Source organism: Actinomadura verrucosospora (assembly GCF_039540335.1).
Lineage (GTDB): Bacteria > Actinomycetota > Actinomycetes > Streptosporangiales > Streptosporangiaceae > Spirillospora > Spirillospora verrucosospora.
Genome location: NZ_BAABEV010000010.1, coordinates 197,017 through 216,926 on the forward strand (window position 1 = coordinate 197,017; position 19,910 = coordinate 216,926).

At 73.3% G+C, this 19,910-nt stretch carries 18 protein-coding genes and 1 rRNA gene; 10 read left to right on the forward strand and 9 right to left on the reverse strand.

What is annotated here, in order from left to right:
• Positions 1 to 81 precede the first annotated feature (81 nt).
• Positions 82 to 963: a LysR family transcriptional regulator gene (locus tag ABD944_RS14480; RefSeq protein WP_345176319.1), complete on the forward strand. Its 882-nt coding sequence runs from the start codon at positions 82 to 84 to the stop codon at positions 961 to 963.
• A gap of 82 nt (positions 964 to 1,045) precedes the next feature.
• Positions 1,046 to 2,641, forward strand: coding sequence for a Na+/H+ antiporter (locus ABD944_RS14485; protein WP_345176321.1), 1,596 nt, complete (start codon positions 1,046 to 1,048; stop codon positions 2,639 to 2,641).
• A gap of 53 nt (positions 2,642 to 2,694) precedes the next feature.
• On the opposite strand, the gene ABD944_RS14490 is transcribed toward ABD944_RS14485, so the two are convergent.
• On the reverse strand, positions 2,695 to 3,609 hold the full coding sequence (locus tag ABD944_RS14490) for an Lrp/AsnC family transcriptional regulator (protein WP_185024146.1): 915 nt from the start codon (positions 3,607 to 3,609) through the stop codon (positions 2,695 to 2,697).
• Between the two features lie 110 nt (positions 3,610 to 3,719).
• Between ABD944_RS14490 and ABD944_RS14495 the strand changes: the two genes are divergently transcribed.
• The 6 genes from ABD944_RS14495 (at position 3,720) to ABD944_RS14520 (ending at position 9,799) form a co-directional block, all read left to right on the forward strand.
• Complete coding sequence (locus ABD944_RS14495) at positions 3,720 to 3,971, forward strand: hypothetical protein (RefSeq protein ID WP_345176325.1); 252 nt, start codon at positions 3,720 to 3,722, stop codon at positions 3,969 to 3,971.
• Positions 3,972 to 4,326: 355 nt separating this feature from the next.
• Positions 4,327 to 5,763, forward strand: coding sequence for a GuaB1 family IMP dehydrogenase-related protein (locus ABD944_RS14500; RefSeq protein ID WP_345176327.1), 1,437 nt, complete (start codon positions 4,327 to 4,329; stop codon positions 5,761 to 5,763).
• 136 nt (positions 5,764 to 5,899) lie between these two features.
• Entirely contained in the window at positions 5,900 to 6,532 is a 633-nt protein-coding gene (locus tag ABD944_RS14505; RefSeq protein WP_345176330.1) for a hypothetical protein, read from the forward strand.
• Positions 6,533 to 6,572: 40 nt separating this feature from the next.
• Positions 6,573 to 8,051, forward strand: a complete 1,479-nt coding sequence (locus tag ABD944_RS14510) for an LCP family glycopolymer transferase (RefSeq protein WP_345176333.1) — start codon at positions 6,573 to 6,575, stop codon at positions 8,049 to 8,051.
• Positions 8,052 to 8,177: 126 nt separating this feature from the next.
• On the forward strand, positions 8,178 to 9,236 hold the full coding sequence (locus tag ABD944_RS14515; protein WP_345176335.1) for an enolase C-terminal domain-like protein: 1,059 nt from the start codon (positions 8,178 to 8,180) through the stop codon (positions 9,234 to 9,236).
• On the forward strand, positions 9,233 to 9,799 hold the full coding sequence (locus tag ABD944_RS14520) for a P-loop nucleotide/nucleoside kinase family protein (RefSeq protein ID WP_345176338.1): 567 nt from the start codon (positions 9,233 to 9,235) through the stop codon (positions 9,797 to 9,799). Before ABD944_RS14515 ends, ABD944_RS14520 begins: the two co-directional genes overlap by 4 nt.
• A gap of 90 nt (positions 9,800 to 9,889) precedes the next feature.
• On the opposite strand, the gene ABD944_RS14525 is transcribed toward ABD944_RS14520, so the two are convergent.
• The 6 genes from ABD944_RS14525 to ABD944_RS14550 form a co-directional block, all read right to left on the reverse strand.
• Positions 9,890 to 10,069: a hypothetical protein gene (locus tag ABD944_RS14525; protein ID WP_345176340.1), complete on the reverse strand. Its 180-nt coding sequence runs from the start codon at positions 10,067 to 10,069 to the stop codon at positions 9,890 to 9,892.
• A 145-nt stretch (positions 10,070 to 10,214) separates the two neighbouring features.
• Positions 10,215 to 11,357 (reverse strand): RDD family protein, encoded by a 1,143-nt coding sequence (locus tag ABD944_RS14530; RefSeq protein ID WP_345176343.1) that lies wholly within the window; start codon positions 11,355 to 11,357, stop codon positions 10,215 to 10,217.
• 93 nt (positions 11,358 to 11,450) lie between these two features.
• Positions 11,451 to 12,605: an acyl-CoA dehydrogenase family protein gene (locus ABD944_RS14535; RefSeq protein WP_345176345.1), complete on the reverse strand. Its 1,155-nt coding sequence runs from the start codon at positions 12,603 to 12,605 to the stop codon at positions 11,451 to 11,453.
• A complete protein-coding gene (locus tag ABD944_RS14540; protein ID WP_345176347.1) occupies positions 12,602 to 14,563 on the reverse strand; it encodes an acetyl/propionyl/methylcrotonyl-CoA carboxylase subunit alpha in 1,962 nt (653 codons plus the stop codon). The genes ABD944_RS14535 and ABD944_RS14540 overlap by 4 nt, the downstream gene beginning before the upstream one ends.
• Before the next feature lie 10 nt (positions 14,564 to 14,573).
• The gene (locus ABD944_RS14545) at positions 14,574 to 16,166 is read right to left on the reverse strand and encodes an acyl-CoA carboxylase subunit beta (RefSeq protein ID WP_378188640.1); all 1,593 of its coding nucleotides are present in this window, start codon (positions 16,164 to 16,166) and stop codon (positions 14,574 to 14,576) included.
• A complete protein-coding gene (locus tag ABD944_RS14550; RefSeq protein ID WP_345176349.1) occupies positions 16,163 to 17,875 on the reverse strand; it encodes an acyclic terpene utilization AtuA family protein in 1,713 nt (570 codons plus the stop codon). Before ABD944_RS14550 ends, ABD944_RS14545 begins: the two co-directional genes overlap by 4 nt.
• Positions 17,876 to 17,977: 102 nt before the next feature.
• Between ABD944_RS14550 and ABD944_RS14555 the strand changes: the two genes are divergently transcribed.
• Complete coding sequence (locus tag ABD944_RS14555) at positions 17,978 to 18,586, forward strand: TetR/AcrR family transcriptional regulator (protein WP_345176371.1); 609 nt, start codon at positions 17,978 to 17,980, stop codon at positions 18,584 to 18,586.
• Positions 18,587 to 18,866: 280 nt separating this feature from the next.
• Here the strand turns inward: ABD944_RS14555 and ABD944_RS14560 are convergent, their stop codons facing one another.
• On the reverse strand, positions 18,867 to 19,259 hold the full coding sequence (locus ABD944_RS14560) for a VOC family protein (RefSeq protein ID WP_345176352.1): 393 nt from the start codon (positions 19,257 to 19,259) through the stop codon (positions 18,867 to 18,869).
• Positions 19,260 to 19,387: 128 nt separating this feature from the next.
• Here ABD944_RS14560 and ABD944_RS14565 point away from each other — a divergent pair, with 128 nt between their 5' ends.
• A complete protein-coding gene (locus ABD944_RS14565; protein ID WP_345176353.1) occupies positions 19,388 to 19,702 on the forward strand; it encodes a YciI family protein in 315 nt (104 codons plus the stop codon).
• A gap of 88 nt (positions 19,703 to 19,790) precedes the next feature.
• Here ABD944_RS14565 and rrf read toward each other — a convergent pair.
• Positions 19,791 to 19,907 (reverse strand): 5S ribosomal RNA (rrf, locus tag ABD944_RS14570).
• Positions 19,908 to 19,910 lie beyond the last annotated feature (3 nt).

Consider the following 19,910-nt stretch of genomic DNA (forward strand, 5'->3'; position numbering starts at 1 on the left):
TCGCCGGACCGGTCCGCTGATTCCCGGTCCTAATCCGGCTATGTCCAGGACCGGAGCGGTTCGTTGGCATACGGTCAGTGCATGAATCTGCGGCAGCTGCGCTATGTCGTGGCGACCGCCGACCATGGCACGATGACGTCGGCGGCCCAAGCCCTCTACGTGGCCCAGCCCGCGCTGTCGCGGGCGGTACGCGAACTGGAGCGCGAGCTCGGCCTGGAGCTGTTCGCGCGGTCCGGGCGCGGGGTCGTCCTCACGCCCGCCGGGGAGCAGGTCGTCCGGCAGGCCCGGGTCGCCCTGGACGCCGTCGACGCGATCGAGGGACTGGCGGTCACGCGCGCCGACGGGCGCGGCGCGGAGCTGCGCATCGCGGTCACCGCGTCGCTGGAGCCGGAGCTGACCGGCGGCCTCATCCCCCGCTTCGCGCGCGACCAGCCCGCCGTGCGGGTCCGGGTGGTGCGCTGCGCGGACCGCGACCAGATCGCGGCGGTGCTGCGCGGGGGCCGCGCCGACCTGGCGCTGACCGACCTCCCCGTCCCCGGCGACATGACCGCGCACCCGTTCGAGCAGCGCGAGGTGGTGCTGATCTCCCCGCGCGCGCTGAAGGTCCGCGAACCGGTGCCGCCCGCCGCGCTGGACGGCATGCGGCTCGTCCTGCCCGCCCGCGGCGGCGCCCGCCGCGCGGAGATCGACACGATGCTGCGGCGGATCGGCGCGCGGCCGGTCGCCGCGGTGGAGTCCGACGAGCGCGGCGCGTGGCTCGGCTGGGTCCGCGCCGGGCGGGGCTCCTTACTCTGGTACCGCAACCAGATCGACGACACCGAAGGGGTGACGGTCCGCTCCTTCATGCCGCCGCTCACCCGCATGATCGGCCTCGTGCACGCGCACCGCCGGCTGCCGCCCGCCGCCCGCGACTTCCTGACCTTCGCCAAGCAGGCGCCGCACCGCGACGACCAGGCCCGCTGACCGCGCCCCGGCCCGGTTCCTCCCGGTCCGGCCGGGCCGCCCGCGCGACGCCGGTACCACCCGGTCATGCCATGATTCGGCGGTGGGAACGACGCACGCACTCTGGCTGCTGGCCGTACCGGTCGGCGCCCTGATGGTGGCCGCGGCCGCGCGGCGCCTCGGCCTGTCGGCGCCGCTGGTCCTGGTGATCGCGGGGCTCGCCTTCTCCTTCGTCCCGGGGGTCCCGGAATTCGAGCTCGAACCCGAGTTCGTGCTGTTCGTGTTCCTGCCGCCGCTGCTGTTCTCCGCGGCGTGGAACAGCTCGTTCACCAACCTTCGGCAGAACGTCTGGTCCATCGGCCTGCTGTCGGTGGGGCTGGTGCTGTTCACGACCTTCGCCGTGGGCTACGTGGCGCATCTGATCGTTCCCGACCTGCCGCTGGCGGCGGCGTTCGTGCTCGGCGCGATCGTGGCGCCGCCGGACGCGGTGGCCGCGGTGAGCATCGCGCAGCGCCTCGGCCTGCCCCGCCGGACGGTCACGGTCCTCGTCGGGGAGAGCCTGTTCAACGACGCGACGGCCCTGACCGCGTTCCGGGTGGCGCTGATCGCGGCGACGGGCGCCGGGTTCACCCTCCTGGACGGCGTCGGACGCTTCCTGTTCGCCGCCGTCGTGGGCGCGGCGGTCGGGCTGATGCTCGGGCCGCCGCTGCACTGGCTGCGGACCCGGCTGAACGATCCGCTGGTCGAGAACGGCGTCGCGCTGGTGGCCCCCTTCGCCGCCTACCTCCTCGCCGAGACCGCGCACGCCTCCGGAGTGATCGCCGTGGTGGTCAGCGGCCTGTACCTGGGCAACCGGGAGACCCAGTCCGCGGCGGTGACCCGCCTGATCGGGCACTCCTTCTGGAAGGTCATGGTCTTCCTCCTGGAGTCGGTGGTCTTCCTGCTCATCGGCCTGCAGCTGCCCCCGATCGTCCACGAGATGTCGGGACGGAGCTGGCAGGAGCTGGCCTGGTGGTCGACCGCGGTGTTCGCCGTCACGGTCGCGGCCCGGTTCGTGTGGGTGTTCCCCGCCTCGCAGGTCCCGCGGCTGCTGTCGCGGCGGGAGCGGGCGGTGCCGAGCGTGGGCTGGCGCGGCCTGGTCGTGGTGTCGTGGGCCGGGATGCGCGGGGTGGTCTCGCTCGCCGCCGCGTTCGCGATCCCGTTCGTCGCCTCGGGCGGCACGCCGTTCCCGGGGCGCGACCTGATCCTGTTCCTGACGTTCACCACCGTCCTCGGGACGCTGCTGGTGCAGGGGCTGACGTTCCCCGCGCTGATCCGCGCGCTCGGCATCGGCGGGGACCGGGAGCGCTACGCCGACACCGTCGCTCTGGCGGGCGCGCAGCACGCCGCCGCGCAGGCCGCGCTGGAGCGGCTGGAGGAGCTGAACGCCGAGGAGCGGCTCGACGCGTCGGTCGTGGAGCGGCTGCGGCAGCTCGCCGAGCACCGGCAGCTGCGCGCCTGGGAGCGGCTCGGGGGCGGGACGGGCCCGGAGGGCGAGGAGGTGCCGACGGCGACGTACCGGCGCCTGCGGCGGGAGATGCTGATGGCCGAGCGCCGGGTGTTCGTGCGGATGCGGGACGAGCGCCGCATCGACGACGAGGTCCTGGCCCGCGTCATGCACGAGCTGGACCTGGAGGAGGTCGCCCTCAGCCGCGACTAGCGGGGGCCCTCGGCCCGGCCACGGTCGCGCCGTGGCCGGGCCGAGGGCCGCGCTCAGACCGCCCCGTTGAGGGGCTGCTCGGGCAGTTGGACGGCGTAGGACTCCTTCACCACGTCGAGGTGGTGCCAGGACTCCCGTACCGTCACCCCGGACACCGACCGGATGGCGTCGAACACGGCCACCAGCTCGGCGCGCGAGGCCGCTTCGACCTGCCCGACGATGTCGTAGCGGCCGAATCCGGTCGCCAGGTAGCGGACGCCGTCCTGGGCGGCGACCGCGTCGGCGACCTTGCGGAGCCCGCCCGTCACCACCAGCCCGAACCCGCCGAGCTCCGCGGCGCCGAGCGCCAGGGGGTCGGCGAGGCCGGTCACCTGGATGACGCCGGTGCGCATGAGCCTGACCACCCGGGCCCGGGTGGCGGCCTGCGAGAGGCCGATGACGTGCGCGAGCCGGGTGTAGGGGGCGCGGCCGTCGCGCTGCAGCTCGTGCAGCAGCCGCCAGTCGATGTCGTCGAGGGTGACCTCGCCGAGCTCGCGCACCACCGCGTGCGTGTCGCGCACGGTGGACACCGACCGGAACACCTCGGCCGCGCGGACGCCGGCGACGGACCTGATGTGGTCCACCTCGGCCGCGAGCGCGGCGTCGTCGCGGGTGCGCACCTGGGCGACCAGGTCGTACGGGCCCGCGGTCAGCGCGGTGAAGCTGACCGCGGCGCGCTCGGCGACGGTCTCGGCCACCTCCCTCGCCGAGCCGGCCACGGTGACCGACACGTGCCCGATCGCCTCCGCGCCGACGACGGCGGCGTGCACGATGCCGACGACGCGGACGACCTGGGTTTCGAGAAGGTGCTGCACCCGTGCCCGCACCGCCGTGCGGGAAAGCCCGACGCGATCGGCCAGCGCCTGGAACGTCGCCCTGCCATCCCGCTGGAGCTCGCGGACGAGCACGGCGTCGACCGCATCCAGCACGGCTCTCCTCCTCGACATGTGATGAATCGTTTTGCCAGCAACTGCAAGATCATTCCATTTCAGGACGGTATGACGTCAAATATTGATCTTGCTCGTGTTCGCCCTGCCCGATGGCCGTCGAAGCGTCGGTGACCGGTTCCGGGCGGCGACGTTTTAAATGCCGCAGAAACCGGTACGAAAGCGCAACGCTGCCGAGCCCGCGCCGCTCGCACGGCGCGACGCCGCCCGGGCGGTGGACGCGCCGGACGGCCGTGGCCGCTCCGGCGATCGCGGCCCGGTCGGGGCGGCCGGCGGCGCGGGCGGGCATGGCCGACCGGGACGACGTGCGTGACCTGCATGCGCTTCTCCCGGTGTTCTTCTGACCCACCCCCTACGGCGGATCCGCCGTCCGCGCGAGGCACATGTAAGAAAAGTGCATCGGGGGCGCAGTTACGTCAAGAGGTAACTTTACAGAGAGCCAAGCCTCACGTTGCACCGTTTTGCATCAGGGGCACGGGCCCACTTTCGTTATCCCTGCAAGGAGGGGGGAAGACGGGCTGAGACGACACTCGACGCCCTCCCGGGACACAGTGTCATCACCCCTGGTCACGGGCTTTGCCCGCGGTCCGGGGCGGTCCGGGGCGTCCGGCCGCCGGCCTCGGCGGGAGCACGGCCGGGTATCGCCGAGAATGTACGGTGGCCCAGCCACTGCGAACGCGATTGGTGTGTAGTACTGCCGTGCGCCTGCTGAACGATGAGCGTTCCGCTCACGATCTCACCTACAACGACGTCTTCATGGTCCCCCGCCGCTCCTCCGTCGGGTCGCGCCTGGAGGTCGACCTGGCCACCTCGGACGGCAGCGGGACCACCATCCCGCTCGTGGTGGCCAACATGACGGCCGTGTCCGGCCGCCGGATGGCCGAGACCGCCGCCCGGCGCGGCGGCGTCGCGGTCCTCCCGCAGGACATCCCGGTCGACGTCGTCGCCGAGGTCATCGAGTGGGTCAAGGGTCGCGACCTGGTGGTGGACACCGCGATCCGGCTGGACCCCTCCAGCACGGCCGGCGACGCGCTGGCGCTGCTGCCGAAACGGGCGCACAACGCCGTGATCGTCGTCGAGGACGACCGTCCGGTGGGCGTCGTCACCGAGGCCGACTGCATGGGCGTGGACCGGTTCGCCCAGCTCCGCGACATCATGTCCCGCGACCTGGTCACGCTGCCCGCCGGCGTCGACCCGCGGGAGGCGTTCAACCGGCTGCACGAGCGCGGCCACCGGCTCGCCCCCGTCGTGGACGCCGAGGGCCGCCTCGCCGGCGTCCTCACCCGCACCGGCGCGCTGCGCGCCACGCTCTACCGGCCGGCCGTGGACGCCGCCGGCCGGCTGCGCGTCGCCGCGGCGGTGGGCGTGAACGGCGACGTCGCCGGCAAGGCCAAGGCGCTGCTGGAGGCGGGCGCCGACCTGATCGTCGTCGACACCGCGCACGGCCACCAGGACAAGATGATCAGCGCGCTCGCCGCGGTCCGGGCGCTGGACCCCGCCGTCCCGGTCGTCGCCGGGAACGTGGTGACCGCCGAGGGCACCCGCGAGCTGATCGAGGCGGGCGCCGACATCGTCAAGGTCGGCGTCGGCCCCGGCGCGATGTGCACCACCCGGATGATGACGGGCGTCGGCCGCCCGCAGTTCTCCGCGGTGCTGGAGTGCGCCGCCGAGGCGCGCCGGCTCGGCCGCCACGTGTGGGCGGACGGCGGCGTCCGGCACCCGCGCGACGTCGCGCTGGCGCTCGCCGCGGGCGCCGCGAACGTGATGGTGGGCTCGTGGTTCGCCGGCACCTACGAGTCGCCGGGCGACCTGCAGCGGGCCGCCGACGGGCGGCTCTACAAGGAGAGCTTCGGCATGGCCTCCGCCCGGGCGGTGCGGCTGCGCACCGCCGAGGACTCCCCCTTCGACCGGGCCCGCAAGGCCCTGTTCGAGGAGGGCATCTCCACCTCCCGGATGTTCCTGGACCCGCAGCGGCCCGGCGTCGAGGACCTGATCGACTCGATCGTGGCGGGGCTGCGCAGCTCGTGCACCTACGCGGGCGCGCGGACCCTGGAGGAGTTCCACGAGCGCGCCGTGGTCGGGATCCAGAGCCCGTCCGGCTACGCCGAGGGCAAGCCGCTGTCCAGCAGCTGGTAAAGGGCGCCCCCGCGGATCGCCGGGCGTCCCCGCATTTCGCGACACGCCGTCGCCTTCGTGCCCCGATCAGCTCGCTGACCTGCACTCTCTTACGTCAGGAACGGAGAGGGGTCTCCGTCCCTGGAGGGGGCGCAGCATGGTCGACGGCGGGTCGGTCGGAGCCGGGGCGCGGCCGCTGCCGCAGGAGGGGCCGGGCCCGGCGGCCCGGGACCGCGAGCGGGGGCGCCGGGCGCGGGAGGCGGCGCTGCGGGAGCTGGCCGAGGCGCTGGTGATCGCCGCGGTCTCCCCCGCCCTGCCGGGCATCGCGCAGCTGCGGGCCGGGCGCGTCCGGCTCGGCGCGGCGCTGCTGACCGTCCAGGCGCTGGCGCTGACCGCGGCGGCCCTCGCCGCCGGGCACGGCCGCCCGCTCCTGCTGCACGCGGCGGCGAGGCCCGCGTGGCTGGCGGCGCTGACGGCCGGCTGCGTGGTCGTCGCGGCCCTGTGGGCGGGGCTGATCGTCCACTCCTACGCGGTGCTGCTCCCGGCCGGGCTGTCGCCGCTGTGGCGGCTCGCGGGCGGCACGACGGTGGCGGTCCTGTGCCTGCTGGTGATCGTCCCGCCGCTGACGGCCGCCCACGCGCTGGCGCCCTGCCCACTACGTGATCATCCGTACGGGTCCCCGAACGGCGGCGGATTCACTATCCTGACGATCTGCACCAAAGGCCACACCCGCTCGCATGCGATCGACTCTTACGCAACCTTTGCCCGGTTCGACGCGTCCATAATGTGAGCCGAGGCTTAATTCACTGTGGGTGGGAATCGGAGCGTACATGGGTCGGTCGCCAAGTGGGCGTGCCCGGAACAGGGACGATGAGGGTGCCTCCGGCGGAGCCGGGGGCCTCCCCCGCGCGCTGGCACTGACGCTCGCGTCCGCCCTGGTCTGGGGCGTCGCGCATTTCGTCACGGGCCGCCGGATCGCCGGCGGGATTCTGCTCGCGCTGTACGTGGCGATCGTCGCCGCCCTCGCGGGCGCCGCCACGTTCTACCGCTCCGATCTGGTGCACTACGCCGTCCAGCCCGCGGTGCTGCAGCGGACCTCCGCCGCGATCATCGCGCTCGGCGTGCTGTGGATCCTCGTCGTCGTCCGCTCCTACCTGCTGCTGCGCCCGACCCGCCTCGCCGCGGGCGCCCGGACGCTCGGCGCGGCCGCCGTCGCGGTGATGTGCGCCGCCGTCGCGGTGCCGGTGGCGTGGTCGGCGCACAGCACCTACGTGTACCGCGACGCGCTGACCAGCATCTTCCGCACCGGAAGCGAGAACGGCAAGCCGGTCGACACCGCGGACCCGTTCAACGGCCAGCCGCGCGTCAACATCCTGCTGCTCGGCGGCGACTCCGCCGCCGACCGCACCGGCGTGCGCACCGACAGCGTGACCCTCGCCAGCGTCGACACCAAGACGGGCGACACGGTGCTGCTGAGCCTGCCGCGGAACCTGGAGCGGTTCCCGATGCCGCCCGGCCCGGCCCGCGACCGGTTCCCCTACGGCTTCACCGGCGACGGCCCGCAGAACCCGGGCCTGCTCAACGAGGTCTACGAGTACGCCGAGAACCACCCCGACGTGGTGCCCGGCGTCGCCAAGAAGCGCCGCGGCCCCGAGCTGCTGAAGGCCACCGTCGCCGGAGTCCTCGGCCTGCGCGTGGACTACTACATCCTCGTCGACATGTTCGGCTTCGCCGACATCGTCGACGCCATGGGCGGCGTCAAGCTCAAGATCACCGAGCCGATCCCGTACGGCCTGCAGGGGGGCGTCCTGCAGCCCGGCTACCGGACGCTGAAGGGCAAGGAGGCCCTCTGGTACGGGCGGTCCCGCACCAACAGCAGCGACTACGTGCGGATGAGCCGGCAGAAGTGCCTGATGCGGGCGATCGCCGAGCAGGCCGACCCGCAGACCGTGCTCACCAGCTTCGACAAGCTCGCCGCGGCGGCCAAGCGGACGCTGTCGACCGACATCCCGCAGGAACTGCTGCCCGCGCTGATGAAGCTGTCGAACCGGGTCAAGAACGGCGCGCAGATCAGGAGCCTGCAGTTCGTCCCGCCGCTGATCTACACGGGGAACCCGGACTTCGAGAAGATCCGCACCCTGGCGGCCGACGCCGTCAACAGCGAGCCGCGCCAGGTCAGCGCCAAGCCGAGCGGCACGCCCACGGCCTCGCCGACGGCTTCGCCCACCGCCTCGCCCGACGGGCAGGACGGCGGCGAGCCGGCCAAGCCGAGCTCCAAGCCGGTGTCGCTGGAGAGCAGCTGCCCCTGACCGGACGGCCCGGCCCGCGGCCGGCGCCCGTCCCGCCGCGGCGGTCCTGACCCGCGTGGATTGTCCTTCCTGGTCCGGGGAGGAGGGATCATTGAGGAACGACCCCTACTTCGAAGGGCTGGTGCGGTGCCTCGGATCCACGGCTGCGACGCCTTCCGCGTGGCGATGCCGCGCGGGCGGCGGCCGGAGAGCGTCCTCGTCCGCCTGGCAGGCGACGACGCCGTCGGCTGGGGCGAGATGGCCGTCCCGGACGGAGCCGGGGACCCCGGCGCGGCATGGGCGGACATCGAGACGCGCATGGGGCCGGCCCTGATCGGGCTCGACTGGGACCGCCCCGAGGACGTGTCCGCCGCCGCCGACCTCGGCGCGCGGGAGGCCGCGGCGGCCGTCGACACGGCCTGCTGGGACCTGTGGTGCCGGACCCGCGGGCTGCCGCTCGCGCACGCGCTCGGCGGCACCCGCACCTCGATCGTCACGGGCGCGCGGATCACCCCCGAGCCGACGATCGACACCGTCACGGCCCGGGTCAACAGGGCCGTTGGAGCGGGCCACACCCGCGTCACGCTGGACGTCAGGCCGGGGTGGGACATCGAGCCCGTCCGCGCGATCCGGCAGGCGTACCCGGCCCTGGCGCTCGTCGCCGACGCGGGCCACGCCTACACCGAGTCGCCGGAGCACCTGGCGGCGCTGGAGGCGCTGGACGCCTACGGCCTGGCGGCGATCGAGCGCCCCTTCGCCGGCGGCGACCTCGCCGCGCACGCCCGGCTCCAGGCGCGGGTGGGCACCGCCGTGGCCCCGGACGTGGGCGATCTGGAGACGCTGGACGCGGCCCTGTCGCTGGAGGCGGGCCGTGCGCTGCACCTGCGCCTCGACCGGCTCGGCGGGCTGACCGCGGCCCGCAGCGCCCACGACCTCGCCTACGCGGCGGGATGGGACGTGTGGTGCAGCGGCTGCGGCGCGTTCGGCATCGGGCAGGCCGCCGCGGTGGCGCTCGCGGCCCTGCCGGGGTGCACGCTGCCGAGCGACGTGTCCGACCCGGCAGGCGGCCCGGTGTTCGTGACGCCGCCGGTGCGCTCGTCCGGCGGCGTCGTCGGCGTCCCGCTCACGCAGCCGGGCCTCGGCCACGAGATCGACGAGGCGCGCATCGAGCGGCTGGCGACCCGCCGGCTGCGCCTGTCGACGTGACGCCCGCCCCGGCCTGGGTGGTGGCGGGGCCGCCCGGCTCCGGCAAGACCACGGTCTCAGACCTGCTGCTGCGGCGGCTGCGCCCCGTCCCGGCGCTGCTGGACAAGGACACGATGTTCGGGCCGTTCGTGGAAGCGACCCTCGCGGCGTTCTCCCGCGATCCGGGCGAGCGCGAGGGCCCCTGGTACGACGAGCACGTCAAGCCGCACGAGTACGCGGGGATGACCGGCACCGCGCGGGAGATCCGGTCGCACGGCTGCCCGGTGCTGCTGAGCGGCCCGTTCACCGGCCACATCCGGGACGCGGCGCGCTGGAGCGCGTGGGTGGCGTCCCTCGGCGGGCCGCCGGTGAGGCTGGTCTGGATCCGGACGAACGCCGCGACCCTCCGGCACCGGCTGGAGCGGCGGGGCTCGCCCCGCGACGCCGGCAAGCTGGCGGCGTTCGACGCGTTCGTCGCCCGGATGCTGCCGGGGACGCCGCCTCCGGTGCCCCACACGGCCGTGGACAACCGCCTCGGCGCGCCCGTGCCGCTGGAGGCGCAACTGGACGCCCTGGCGGAGTGAAGCGGCGGAGTGACGATCTGGCGGAGACCGTGCGGTCTCCGCCAGATGGCCGCCCGCCGGAAGGACCGCCGGGCGGGAACGGCCGTCGCGTCAGCCGTTGATGTTGATGTTGATGTTCTTGTTGACGTTGTGCTCACAGCAGCAGTGGTGGTCGTGGCCCTTCATCGGCTCGCCGGACGCCGTGGCGGCCGACGCCGTCGCGGACAGGCCGGTCATCCCGGCCATCGTCGTCCCGGCGGCGAGAACCAGAACCGCAAGACACCTCTTCATGATCATCCCTTTCGCTCCGGCATCCGGTACTTGCGTCGCGATCGTCCCCGACACCTGCTCTATGTAACGTAATGACTACTAAGAGTAAGCAAAGGTCGAGGTGGGGTGATTCAGTAGGACTTCGACGGTTCCGAATCCCGGGCGACTACTGCTGGGGCGGCGGCATGTACTGCTGCGGCGGCTCGTGCTGCCCCGGCTGGCCGTACCCCGGCTGGCCGTACCCGGGCTGCGCGTAGGGGCCGGGCTGCGCGTAGGGGCCGGGCTGCGCGTAGGGGTCGTAGTGGGGCGCGGGCGGCGGGAGGGCGGGCTGCTCCTGCTGCGGGGGCAGCGGCTGCCGCCGGGCGGACCGGCGATCCTGGTAGGCGTTCCGGAGCCGGCCCCCGACGCGCTTGCCCGCTTGGCCGACCTGCTGCGCCCGTTCGCTCTGCACCGCGTCCTGCATCCGGGCGGCGGACCTCCGGCCCAGATCCTGCATCTGCCGGGCGCGCTCGGACTGCAGGGCGCGCTGCATCGATTCGGCCTGCGCGAGGCGGGCGGCGTTCTCACGAACGGCCTGCCCCGCGACCTGGCCCGCCGCCTGCGTGCCGTCCCAGGCGATGACGGCGCCCTGCCGCGCGGCCTGGGCCGCGCGGCGGTAGCCGTCCGCGCGGACGAGGGACGTCCCCGCCAGCAGGTCGGCGAGGCCCCGGCGGCGGGCGCCGACGAGGGTCGGCGCGCTGTTGGCCAGGAACACCGCGACGGCGACCAGCCAGGTGACGAGGGACAGGAAGAAGAGCCCGTGCAGGAGGAGGATCCACGCGGTGCAGTACAGGCCGGTGCCGCCCGCCGTGGTCACCAGGGACCGGCGCAGCGCCCGGGACTTGGCGGACCTGGCGTTCTCCACGCGCAGGTCGAGCACGGCCTTGCCTACGGTCCGGCCGGCGAAGGCCTGCCCCGCGAACTGGTGCAGGAACTCGATCAGGATGAGCAGGAGCAGCGCCTGCTCGACGGCGCTGACGGCCGTGTTCCAGATGCTCGTCCCGAAGTTCTCGGCGGCCTGCCGGACGTCGCCGCCGGACAGCAGGAGCCCGCCCGCCGCGGACAGGGCGTCGCCCCAGAGCCCGTCCCCGAGGAGCCCGTTCAGCCGTCCCCACGTCATCGTGCCGAGGAGGCCCGCGGCGCAGGCGAGCAGGGCGGTGTCGATGCTCCAGGCCGCCAGGCGGCGGCCGCGCGGGGCCGCGGCGGGAGGCGGCGGCGCGTGCGGGACGGGCTCGGCGGCGGGCGGCGGAACGGGTGGCGGACCGTACACGTGAGTCCCTCAGGTCGCGATCTTCATTTTTGATCAAAGCGCGGGAACGGCAGGAGTCTAGGCCGCCCGGCCCCGCCGCCGCCACCGAAGCGGTCAGTAGGACTTGGGCAGCCCCAGGGAGTGCTGTGCGACGTAGTTGAGGATCATCTCGCGGCTGACCGGGGCGATGCGCATGAGCCGGACGACGCCGGCGAGCATCCCGACGCCGTACTCGGTGGTGAGGCCGTTGCCGCCGTGGGTCTGGATGGCCTGGTCGACGCAGTGGATCGCGGCCTCGGCGGTGGCGTACTTGGCCATGTTCGCCGCCTCGCCGGCGCCGGCGTCGTCGCCCTCGTCGTAGAGCCACGCGGCCTTCTGCCCCATCAGCCGGGCCAGCTCCAGCTCGATCTTGGCGGCGGCGAGCGGGTGCGCGATGCCCTGGTGCGCGCCGATCGGCGTTCTGAACACCTGCCGCGACGCGGCGTAGGCGGTCGCCTTGCCGAGCGCGAGGCGGCCGATCCCGGCGCCCATCGCGGCGGCCATGATGCGCTCGGGGTTGAGGCCGGCGAACAGCTGCAGCAGGCCGCCGTCCTCGTCGCCGACGAGCGCGTCGTAGGGCAGCCGGACGTCGTCGAGGTGGCAGACGAACTGCTTCTCCGGCGACACGATCTCCATGTCGATCGGGGTGAAGGTGAACCCGGGCGCGGTGGTCGGGACGATGAACAGCGACGGCCGCAGGTTGCCCTTCTGGTCCTGCGTGCGGGAGACGAACAGCACGGCGTCCGACTCGTCCACGCCGGAGATGAACGTCTTCTGCCCGTTCAGCACCCACCCGTCGCCGTCGCGGCGCGCCGTGGTGGTGATGCGGTGCGCGTTGGAGCCGGCGTCGGGCTCGGTGATCGCGAACGCCATCTTCACCGAACCGTCGGCGAAGCGCGGCAGCCAGTGCTTCCTCTGGTCCTCGGTGCCGGACCGGGCGATGATCGTCGCGCAGATCGCCGGGGAGACGACCATGAGCAGCAGCGGGCAGCCCGCGGCCGCCAGCTCCTCGCACACGGCGGCGAGGTCGCCGATGCCTCCGCCTCCGCCGCCGTACTCCTCCGGCACGTTGACGCCGAGGTAGCCGAGGCGCCCGGCCTCGGCCCACAGCTCGTCGGTCTTCTGTCCGGATCTGGCCTTCTCCACGTAGTAGGAGGAGCCGTACTCGCCGCCCAGTTCGGCGACCGCGGCGCGCAGGGCCCGCCGCTCCTCGGTCTCGACGAAGCTCATTCGGGGGTCCCTTCGATGACGGCGAGGACGGCGCCGGACTCGACCTGCTGCCCCGCGGTGACGTTCAGTTCGGCGACCGTCCCGGCGGACGGCGCGGCGATGCGGTGCTCCATCTTCATCGCCTCCAGGACGACGAGGGTCTGCCCTTCGGCGACGTCCGCGCCCGGTTCGGTCTCGACGCGGACGACGGTGCCGGGCATGGGGGCCAGGAGGGAGCCCGGGGCGATCCGGCCGCTCGGGTCGGCGAACCGCGGAACGGCGACGAGGGCGACCGGGCCGAGGCGCGAGTCGACGTGCACCGCGTCCCCGGCGGCGGTCACGGCGAAGGTCTCGCGGAGGCCGTCGCGGTCGAGGACGACGCGGTCCGGAGCGGCGGACACCAGCGACGTGCCCGGGCACAGCTCGGAGGTCAGACCGTCCCTGTCCAGCCGGTAGTCGACGTCCACCGGGCCGCCGGGCCCCTGGAACGTCCTGCGCTGCGGCTGGGACCGCACGTTGCGCCAGCCCGACGGGAGGCCGCCGAGCACCGCGGCGCCCTCCCGGCTCGCGGCCGCCTGGGCGAGCGCGGCGGCCAGCGCGCACATCCGGACCGCGGCCTCGTCCGCGAGGGGCGCGGCCAGGGTGTCCAGGCCGACGCGGTCGAGGTAGCCGGTGTCGGTGGCGCCGTCCAGGAACCCCGGCTCCTCCAGGATCCGGACGAGCAGGTCGCGGTTGGTGGTGAGGCCGTGGATGCGGGCGCCGCGCAGCGCCGCCGCCAGCCGGCGCGCGGCGGCGGCCCGGGACGGCGCCCACGCGATCACCTTGGCGAGCATCGGGTCGTAGTGGACGCCGACCTCGGCGCCGCTCTCCACGCCGCTGTCGAGCCGCAGCCCGTACGCCGCCGGCACGGCGAACTCGGCGTCCGCCCCCGGCACCTCGAAGGTGTGCAGCGTGCCGCTGGCGGGCCGCCAGTCGTGCGCGGGGTCCTCGGCGTAGAGGCGCACCTCGATGGCGTGACCGCGCGCCTCCGGCGGCGCGGCCGGAAGGCGGGCGCCCTCGGCGACCTCGATCTGCAGCCGGACGAGGTCCACCCCGTACACGCACTCGGTGACCGGGTGCTCGACCTGGAGCCGGGTGTTGACCTCCAGGAAGGAGAAGCCTCCGTCGCGCGCCAGCATGAACTCGACCGTGCCCGCGCCGGTGTACCCGATGGCGCGCGTCGCGCTCGCCGCCGCCCCGCACAGCCGCGCGCGCAGCTCGGGACCGACCGCCGGGGACGGCGCCTCCTCGATGATCTTCTGGTGGCGGCGCTGGATGGAGCACTCGCGCTCGCCGAGCGTCCAGACCGTCCCGTGCGCGTCGGCGAGGATCTGCACCTCGATGTGGCGGGCGTCCTCCAGCAGCGGCTCGCAGAACACGGTCGGGTCGCCGAACGCCGACTCCGCCTCCCTGCGCGCCCCCGCGACGGCGCTCTCCAGCTCCTCGAGCGTCCTGACGACGCGCATGCCGCGCCCGCCGCCGCCCGCGGACGCCTTGACCAGCAGCGGCAGGTCCGCGTCGCCGACCCGGACGGGGTCGAGCTCGGGCAGCACCGGGACGCCCGCCGCGGCCATCAGCTTCTTGGCCTCGATCTTGGAGCCCATCGCGGCGATCGCCTCGGGAGGCGGGCCGATCCAGGTCAGGCCGGCGTCGACGACCGCCCGCGCGAAGTCCGCGTTCTCCGACAGGAACCCGTAGCCCGGGTGGACGGCGTCGGCCCCGGCGCGCTCCGCCACGGCGAGGAGCCGCTCCACCGACAGGTAGGTCTCCGACGGGGACGCGCCGGGCAGCCGCCCGGCCACGTCCGCCTCCCGGACGTGCGGCGCGGCGGCGTCGGGGTCGGAGTGGACGGCGACCGTCCCGACGCCGAGGTCCCGGCAGGCGCGCAGGACGCGGCGGGCGATCTCGCCGCGGTTGGCGACCAGCACTCTTTTGATCATTGTTCGACACTCACATCCGGAAGACGCCGAAGCCCTCGGCGCCGCGCACGGGGGCGTTGTGGACGACGGACAGGCACAGGCCGAGGACGGTCCGGGTGTCGCGGGGATCGATCACCCCGTCGTCGTAGAGCCGCCCGGACAGGAAGAACGGCAGCGACTCGGCCTCGATCTGCGCCTCGACCATCTCCCGCATCGCGCGGTCCTGGTCCTCGTCGTAGGCCTGCCCGCGCGCCTGCGCCGCCTGGCGCGCCACGATGGACAGGACGCCCGCGAGCTGCTGCGGCCCCATCACCGCCGACTTGGCGCTCGGCCAGGCGAACAGGAACCGCGGGTCGTACGCGCGGCCGCACATGCCGTAGTTGCCCGCCCCGTACGAGGCGCCCATGATGATCGAGATGTGCGGGACCCTGCTGTTGGCCACCGCGTTGATCATCAGGGCGCCGTGCTTGATGATCCCGGCCTGCTCGTACTCCCTGCCGACCATGTAGCCGGTCGTGTTGTGCAAGAACAGCAGCGGGGTGTCGCGCTGGTTCGCGAGCTGGATGAACTGCGCCGCCTTCTGCGCCTCGTCCCCGAACAGCACGCCCTGCGCGTTCGCGAGGATCCCGATCGGGTAGCCGTGGACGCGCGTCCAGCCGGTGACCAGGCTCGTCCCGTACAGCGGCTTGAACTCGTCGAACCGCGACCCGTCGGCGATCCGCGCGATGACCTCGCGCGGATCGAAGGGGACCTTCAGGTCCTCGGGGACGATCCCGGCCAGTTCCTCGGCGTCGTAGAGCGGCTCCTCGACCGGGCCCGGCGCGGGTCCGAGCTTGCGGTGGTTGAGGTTCGCGACGATCCGGCGTCCGAGGCGCAGCGCGTCCTCCTCGTCCGCCGCCATGTAGTCGGCGAGCCCGGAGGCGCGCGCGTGCATCTCGGCGCCGCCGAGCTCCTCGTCGTCGGCCTCCTCGCCGGTCGCCATCTTCACCAGCGGCGGCCCGCCGAGGAACACCTTCGCGCGCTCCCTGACCATGACGACGTGGTCGCACATGCCCGGGATGTAGGCGCCGCCCGCCGTGGAGTTGCCGAACACGAGCGCGATCGTGGGGATCCCCGCGGCCGACAGCCGGGTGAGGTCGCGGAACATGCGGCCGCCCGGGATGAAGATCTCCTTCTGCGTCGGCAGGTCCGCGCCGCCCGACTCGACCAGGTTGATGACGGGCAGCCGGTTCTCCAGCGCGATGTCGGACGCCCGGAAGCTCTTCTTCACCGTCCACGGGTTGCTGGCCCCGCCCCGCACCGTCGGGTCGTTCGCCACGATCATGCACTCGACGCCCTCGACGACGCCGATGCCGGTGACGACGCTCGCGCCGACCGGGAAGTCGCTCCCCCACGCGGCGAGGGGGCTCAGTTCGAGGAACGGCGAGTCGGGGTCGAGCAGCAGCTCGATGCGCTCGCGGGCGAGGAGCTTGCCGCGCCCGCGGTGCCGCTCGACGTACTTGCGGCCGCCTCCTTCCAGGGCCTTGGCGTGCTCGGCGTCCAGGGCCGCCAGCTTCTCCAACATGGCCGCGCGGCGCTCCCGGAACTCCGGGCTCCGCGCGTCCAGGGTGCTCTTGAGGGTCACAGAACTGCCTCCGGGATGTCGACGAGGCGGGACCGCAGCCACTCCCCCAGGGCCTTGCCCTGGGGGTCGAACCGGGTCGAGGCGGACACGCCCTCCTGCAGCAGCCCTTCGATCACGAAGTTCACCGCACGCAGGTTGGGCAGCACATGCCGCCGGACGGTGTGCTCGCGGGTTTCCGGCAGCAGCTCGCGGAGCCTTTCCGTGGTCAGGAAGGGCTCCAGCCAGCGCCACTGCGCGTCGGTGCGGGCCCACACGCCGATGTTGGCGTCCCCGCCCTTGTCTCCGCTCCGCGCCCCGGCGACACGGCCGAGCGGCGCCCGGACGGCGGCTCCCGGTGGGACGCCTCCGGCGGGCGGGGCCTCGGCGGGGGCTTCGAGGTCGCGCACGTGCGGAGCCGCGGCGATGGCGATGCGCTCGCCCTCGTGGGTCACCGCGACATGCTCGACGGCCTCGTTCGGGACGTAGGCGGGCGTGTAGACGCCGTAAGGGCCGCCCTTTCCCGGCGGGGAGGTCATGGTGAAGCCCGGATAGCCGGCGAGGGCGAGTTCCACGACGGCGCCGCTGAACGCGCGGCCGACCTTCTCCGGGTCCGGGTCGAGGACGGCGCAGCGGAGCAGGGCGGTGGCCTCCCCCTGCGTGGCCGGGTCCGGCCCGGGGGCGCCGATGAGCGTCCATTCGACGCGGGACGGCCGGCCCTCCGTGAAGGTGGCCTCCAGTTGCGCCTTCACGAGCTCGGCCTTGGCCTCGATGTCCAGGCCGGTGAGGACGAAGGTCATCTCGTTGCGGTGCCCGCCCAGGTGGTTCAGGCACACCTTGGTGGTCGGCGGCGGTGGAAGGCCCCGGACGCCGCTGATCCGCACCCGGTCGGGCCCGTCCTGCGCCGGGGCGATCGTGTCGAACCGCGTCGTCACGTCCGGGCCGGCGTAGGCGGGCGCGCCGATCTCGTACAGGAGCTGGGCCGTGACGGTCTCGACCGTGACGGCGCCGCCCGTCCCGTCGTGCTTGGTGATCACGCTGGACCCGTCGGGATGGATCTCGGCGATCGGAAAGCCCGGTGCCTTTACGTTGTAGATTTCTTGGAAGAAGGCGTAGTTGCCGCCGGTCGCCTGCGCGCCGCACTCCAGGACGTGCCCGGCGACCGTCGCGCCCGCGAGCGCGTCCCAGTCGTCGCGCGCCCAGCCGAAGTGCGCGGCGGCCGGGCCCACGACCAGGGACGCGTCGGTGACGCGTCCGGTCACCACCACGTCCGCGCCGGCCCGCAGGCACTCGGCGATCCCCCAGGCGCCCAGGTAGGCGTTGGCGGTGAGCGGCCGCCCGCGGCGGGCGTCCGCCAGGCCGAGCTCCTCCGCCCGGGGCAGCAGGTCGTCGCCCTCCACATGAGCGATCCGCACGTCGATCCCGAGCCGGGCGGCCAGCTCGCGCAGCCGGGCCGCCAGCCCCTGCGGATTGAGCCCGCCGGCGTTCGCGACGATCGTGGTGCCGCGCTCCGCGGCCAGGCCGAGGGACTCCTCCATCTGCCGCAGGAACGTCGCGGCGTACCCGGCCTCCGGGTCCTTCATCTTCCCGCGCCCGAGGATCAGCATCGTCAGCTCGGCCAGGTAGTCGCCGGTGAGGACGTCCAGCGGCCCGCCCTCCAGCATCTCCCGCACCGCGGAGAAGCGGTCGCCGTAGAAGCCCGAGGCGTTCCCGACCCGCAGCGGTTGGCTCATGGCCAGAACCCTGCCAGCCCGCCTCTAAAAAATCAATCACGCATGATTGTTTCTCTGCCTGATCGTTTGATTGACTGGAGGGCCACCGACTTCGAGGACTCCATGACCGCCCAGGCACTCCCCCGCGAACCGCAGCAGGACCGCAGCCGCGCCACGCGGCGGCGCCTCCTGGAGGCCGCCATCGGCTGCCTCGCCTCCGTGGGCTGGGCGGGCACGACGGTGGCGGTGGTCGCCGAGCGCGCGGGCGTCTCCCGCGGCGCCGCCCAGCACCACTTCCCCACCCGCGAGGAACTGGTGACGGCGGCGGTCGAGTACGGCTCGGACGTGCGGATGGCGCAGATGCGCGAGCGCCTCGACGCGCTCGCCGACCGCCGTCCCTCCACGCTGGACGTCGTCACGCTCCTCGGCGAGATGTACACGACCCCGCTCTTCCGCGCCGCGCTCCAGCTGTGGGTCGCGGCCAGTTCGGACGAGCAGCTCCGCGCGCAGGTCGTCCCCCTGGAGGCGCGGGTCGGGCGCGAGGCGCACCGCCTCACCGTGGAGGCGCTGGGCGCGGACGAGTCGGTCCCCGGCGTCCGGGAGACCGTCCAGGCGACCCTCGACCTGGTCCGCGGCCTCGGCTTGGCCGACCTGCTCACCGACGACTCGGCACGCCGCACCCGCCTGCTGCACCAGTGGGCCACCACGCTCGACCAGGCACTCGGCCGCTGATCCCCGGACAGCGCACGGTCCAAGGGAGACTGCCCACAGCGGGTCTCGCCGCCGACTGGGGCCCACCGAGGTGAGGACCGCCGCGATGCGCGGAAGGTCCTCGTACGGGGGTTCAGCGGGGTCGCTGGTCGGGCGGAGGCGGCGGGCCCGAGGGTCTGGGCGCCGGCCCTCCACGCCTCAAAGCCCGCATCGATCTGGTCGAAGGCGTCGCTGGTTCTGCCGGTGCCAGTCAAGCCTGGCTGACGAACCGCTCAGTCCAGGCGATCGCCAAACGCGCAGCCTAACGGTGGCAGACGATCTCCAAAGTGACGCCGTCGTGACCTTCCCAGAAGGTGGCGTAGTAGGTGGGGCCGTACTGCGGGAACTCCTGGGGCTCATAGAGCACGTTCGCGCCCCGCTTGACCGCCCACTCATGCAGACGGTCGACCTCCTCCCGAGTCTTCACCATGAAAGCGAGGTGCTGGAGACCCGGACGGTGGCGCGAGTAGTCACCGTCCTCCAATGCCGGGTAGAAGAACAGGTACGTGCCTGGCTTGCCGCCCGCCGGGCGGTAGGAGAACTCCTCCTCGGTGGCGAAGAAGGTTTCGAAGCCGACCAGGGGCATCAACTCGTCGTAGTACGCCCTGGCTTGGCCAAGGTCGCGGACATTTACGCCAAGGTGGCCTAGGGGCATCTGCCGATCATAGGCGCCGCACCAGGCTCGCCCACACGATCGCCGATACCGCATCGACGAACGACCGGTGACCGTGCCGCCCACTGGCAGACTTGTCCGGAGATCGGACAACCATCGGGGAGCATACGATGCTGCATCTGCTGCGCCTGGAGTACACGAGGTCGGAGGAGGACGCCGAACCCCATGTCGCCGCCCATGTGGCGTTTCTCGAACGGCATCATGGCGCGGGCACGTTCCTGCTGTCCGGCCAGACTGTTCCCTCGTCGGAGGGCGGCCTCATCATCGTCGCCGGCGTCGACCGGCAGGAGGCGGAGAAGATCGCCGCCGAAGACCCCTTCGTGAAGGCCGGCGTCGCGCTCTACGACATCACCACCATCGCGCCTGGACGCGCCCACCCGGCGCTCGCCGCCCTCACCGGCGGACGGAGTGTCCCTCCGGCATAGCGGCCGGGCAATGCGAAAAAGGCCCTGGGAAGCAGGCACGAAATGAGAAAGGCCCCTCCGGTAACGGCGGGGCCTTTCTACAATATGTGTCCGGCGGCGTCCTACTCTCCCACACGGTCTCCCATGCAGTACCATCGGCGCTGAAGGGCTTAACTTCCGGGTTCGGGATGGGACCGGGTGTTTCCCCCTCGCCAAAACCACCGAACGT

Excerpts from the sequence above, each read along its gene's own strand:
- ABD944_RS14555 (WP_345176371.1), top strand. The coding sequence starts at position 17,978 with ATGACCGCCCAGGCACTCCCCCGCGAACCGCAGCAGGACCGCAGCCGC.
- ABD944_RS14510 (WP_345176333.1), top strand. The coding sequence starts at position 6,573 with ATGGGTCGGTCGCCAAGTGGGCGTGCCCGGAACAGGGACGATGAGGGT.
- ABD944_RS14505 (WP_345176330.1), top strand. The coding sequence starts at position 5,900 with ATGGTCGACGGCGGGTCGGTCGGAGCCGGGGCGCGGCCGCTGCCGCAG.
- ABD944_RS14560 (WP_345176352.1), bottom strand. The coding sequence starts at position 19,259 with ATGCCCCTAGGCCACCTTGGCGTAAATGTCCGCGACCTTGGCCAAGCC.
- ABD944_RS14535 (WP_345176345.1), bottom strand. The coding sequence starts at position 12,605 with ATGAGCTTCGTCGAGACCGAGGAGCGGCGGGCCCTGCGCGCCGCGGTC.
- ABD944_RS14540 (WP_345176347.1), bottom strand. The coding sequence starts at position 14,563 with ATGATCAAAAGAGTGCTGGTCGCCAACCGCGGCGAGATCGCCCGCCGC.
- ABD944_RS14495 (WP_345176325.1), top strand. The coding sequence starts at position 3,720 with ATGGCCGTCGAAGCGTCGGTGACCGGTTCCGGGCGGCGACGTTTTAAA.
- ABD944_RS14480 (WP_345176319.1), top strand. The coding sequence starts at position 82 with ATGAATCTGCGGCAGCTGCGCTATGTCGTGGCGACCGCCGACCATGGC.
- ABD944_RS14565 (WP_345176353.1), top strand. The coding sequence starts at position 19,388 with ATGCTGCATCTGCTGCGCCTGGAGTACACGAGGTCGGAGGAGGACGCC.
- ABD944_RS14550 (WP_345176349.1), bottom strand. The coding sequence starts at position 17,875 with ATGAGCCAACCGCTGCGGGTCGGGAACGCCTCGGGCTTCTACGGCGAC.
- ABD944_RS14525 (WP_345176340.1), bottom strand. The coding sequence starts at position 10,069 with ATGAAGAGGTGTCTTGCGGTTCTGGTTCTCGCCGCCGGGACGACGATG.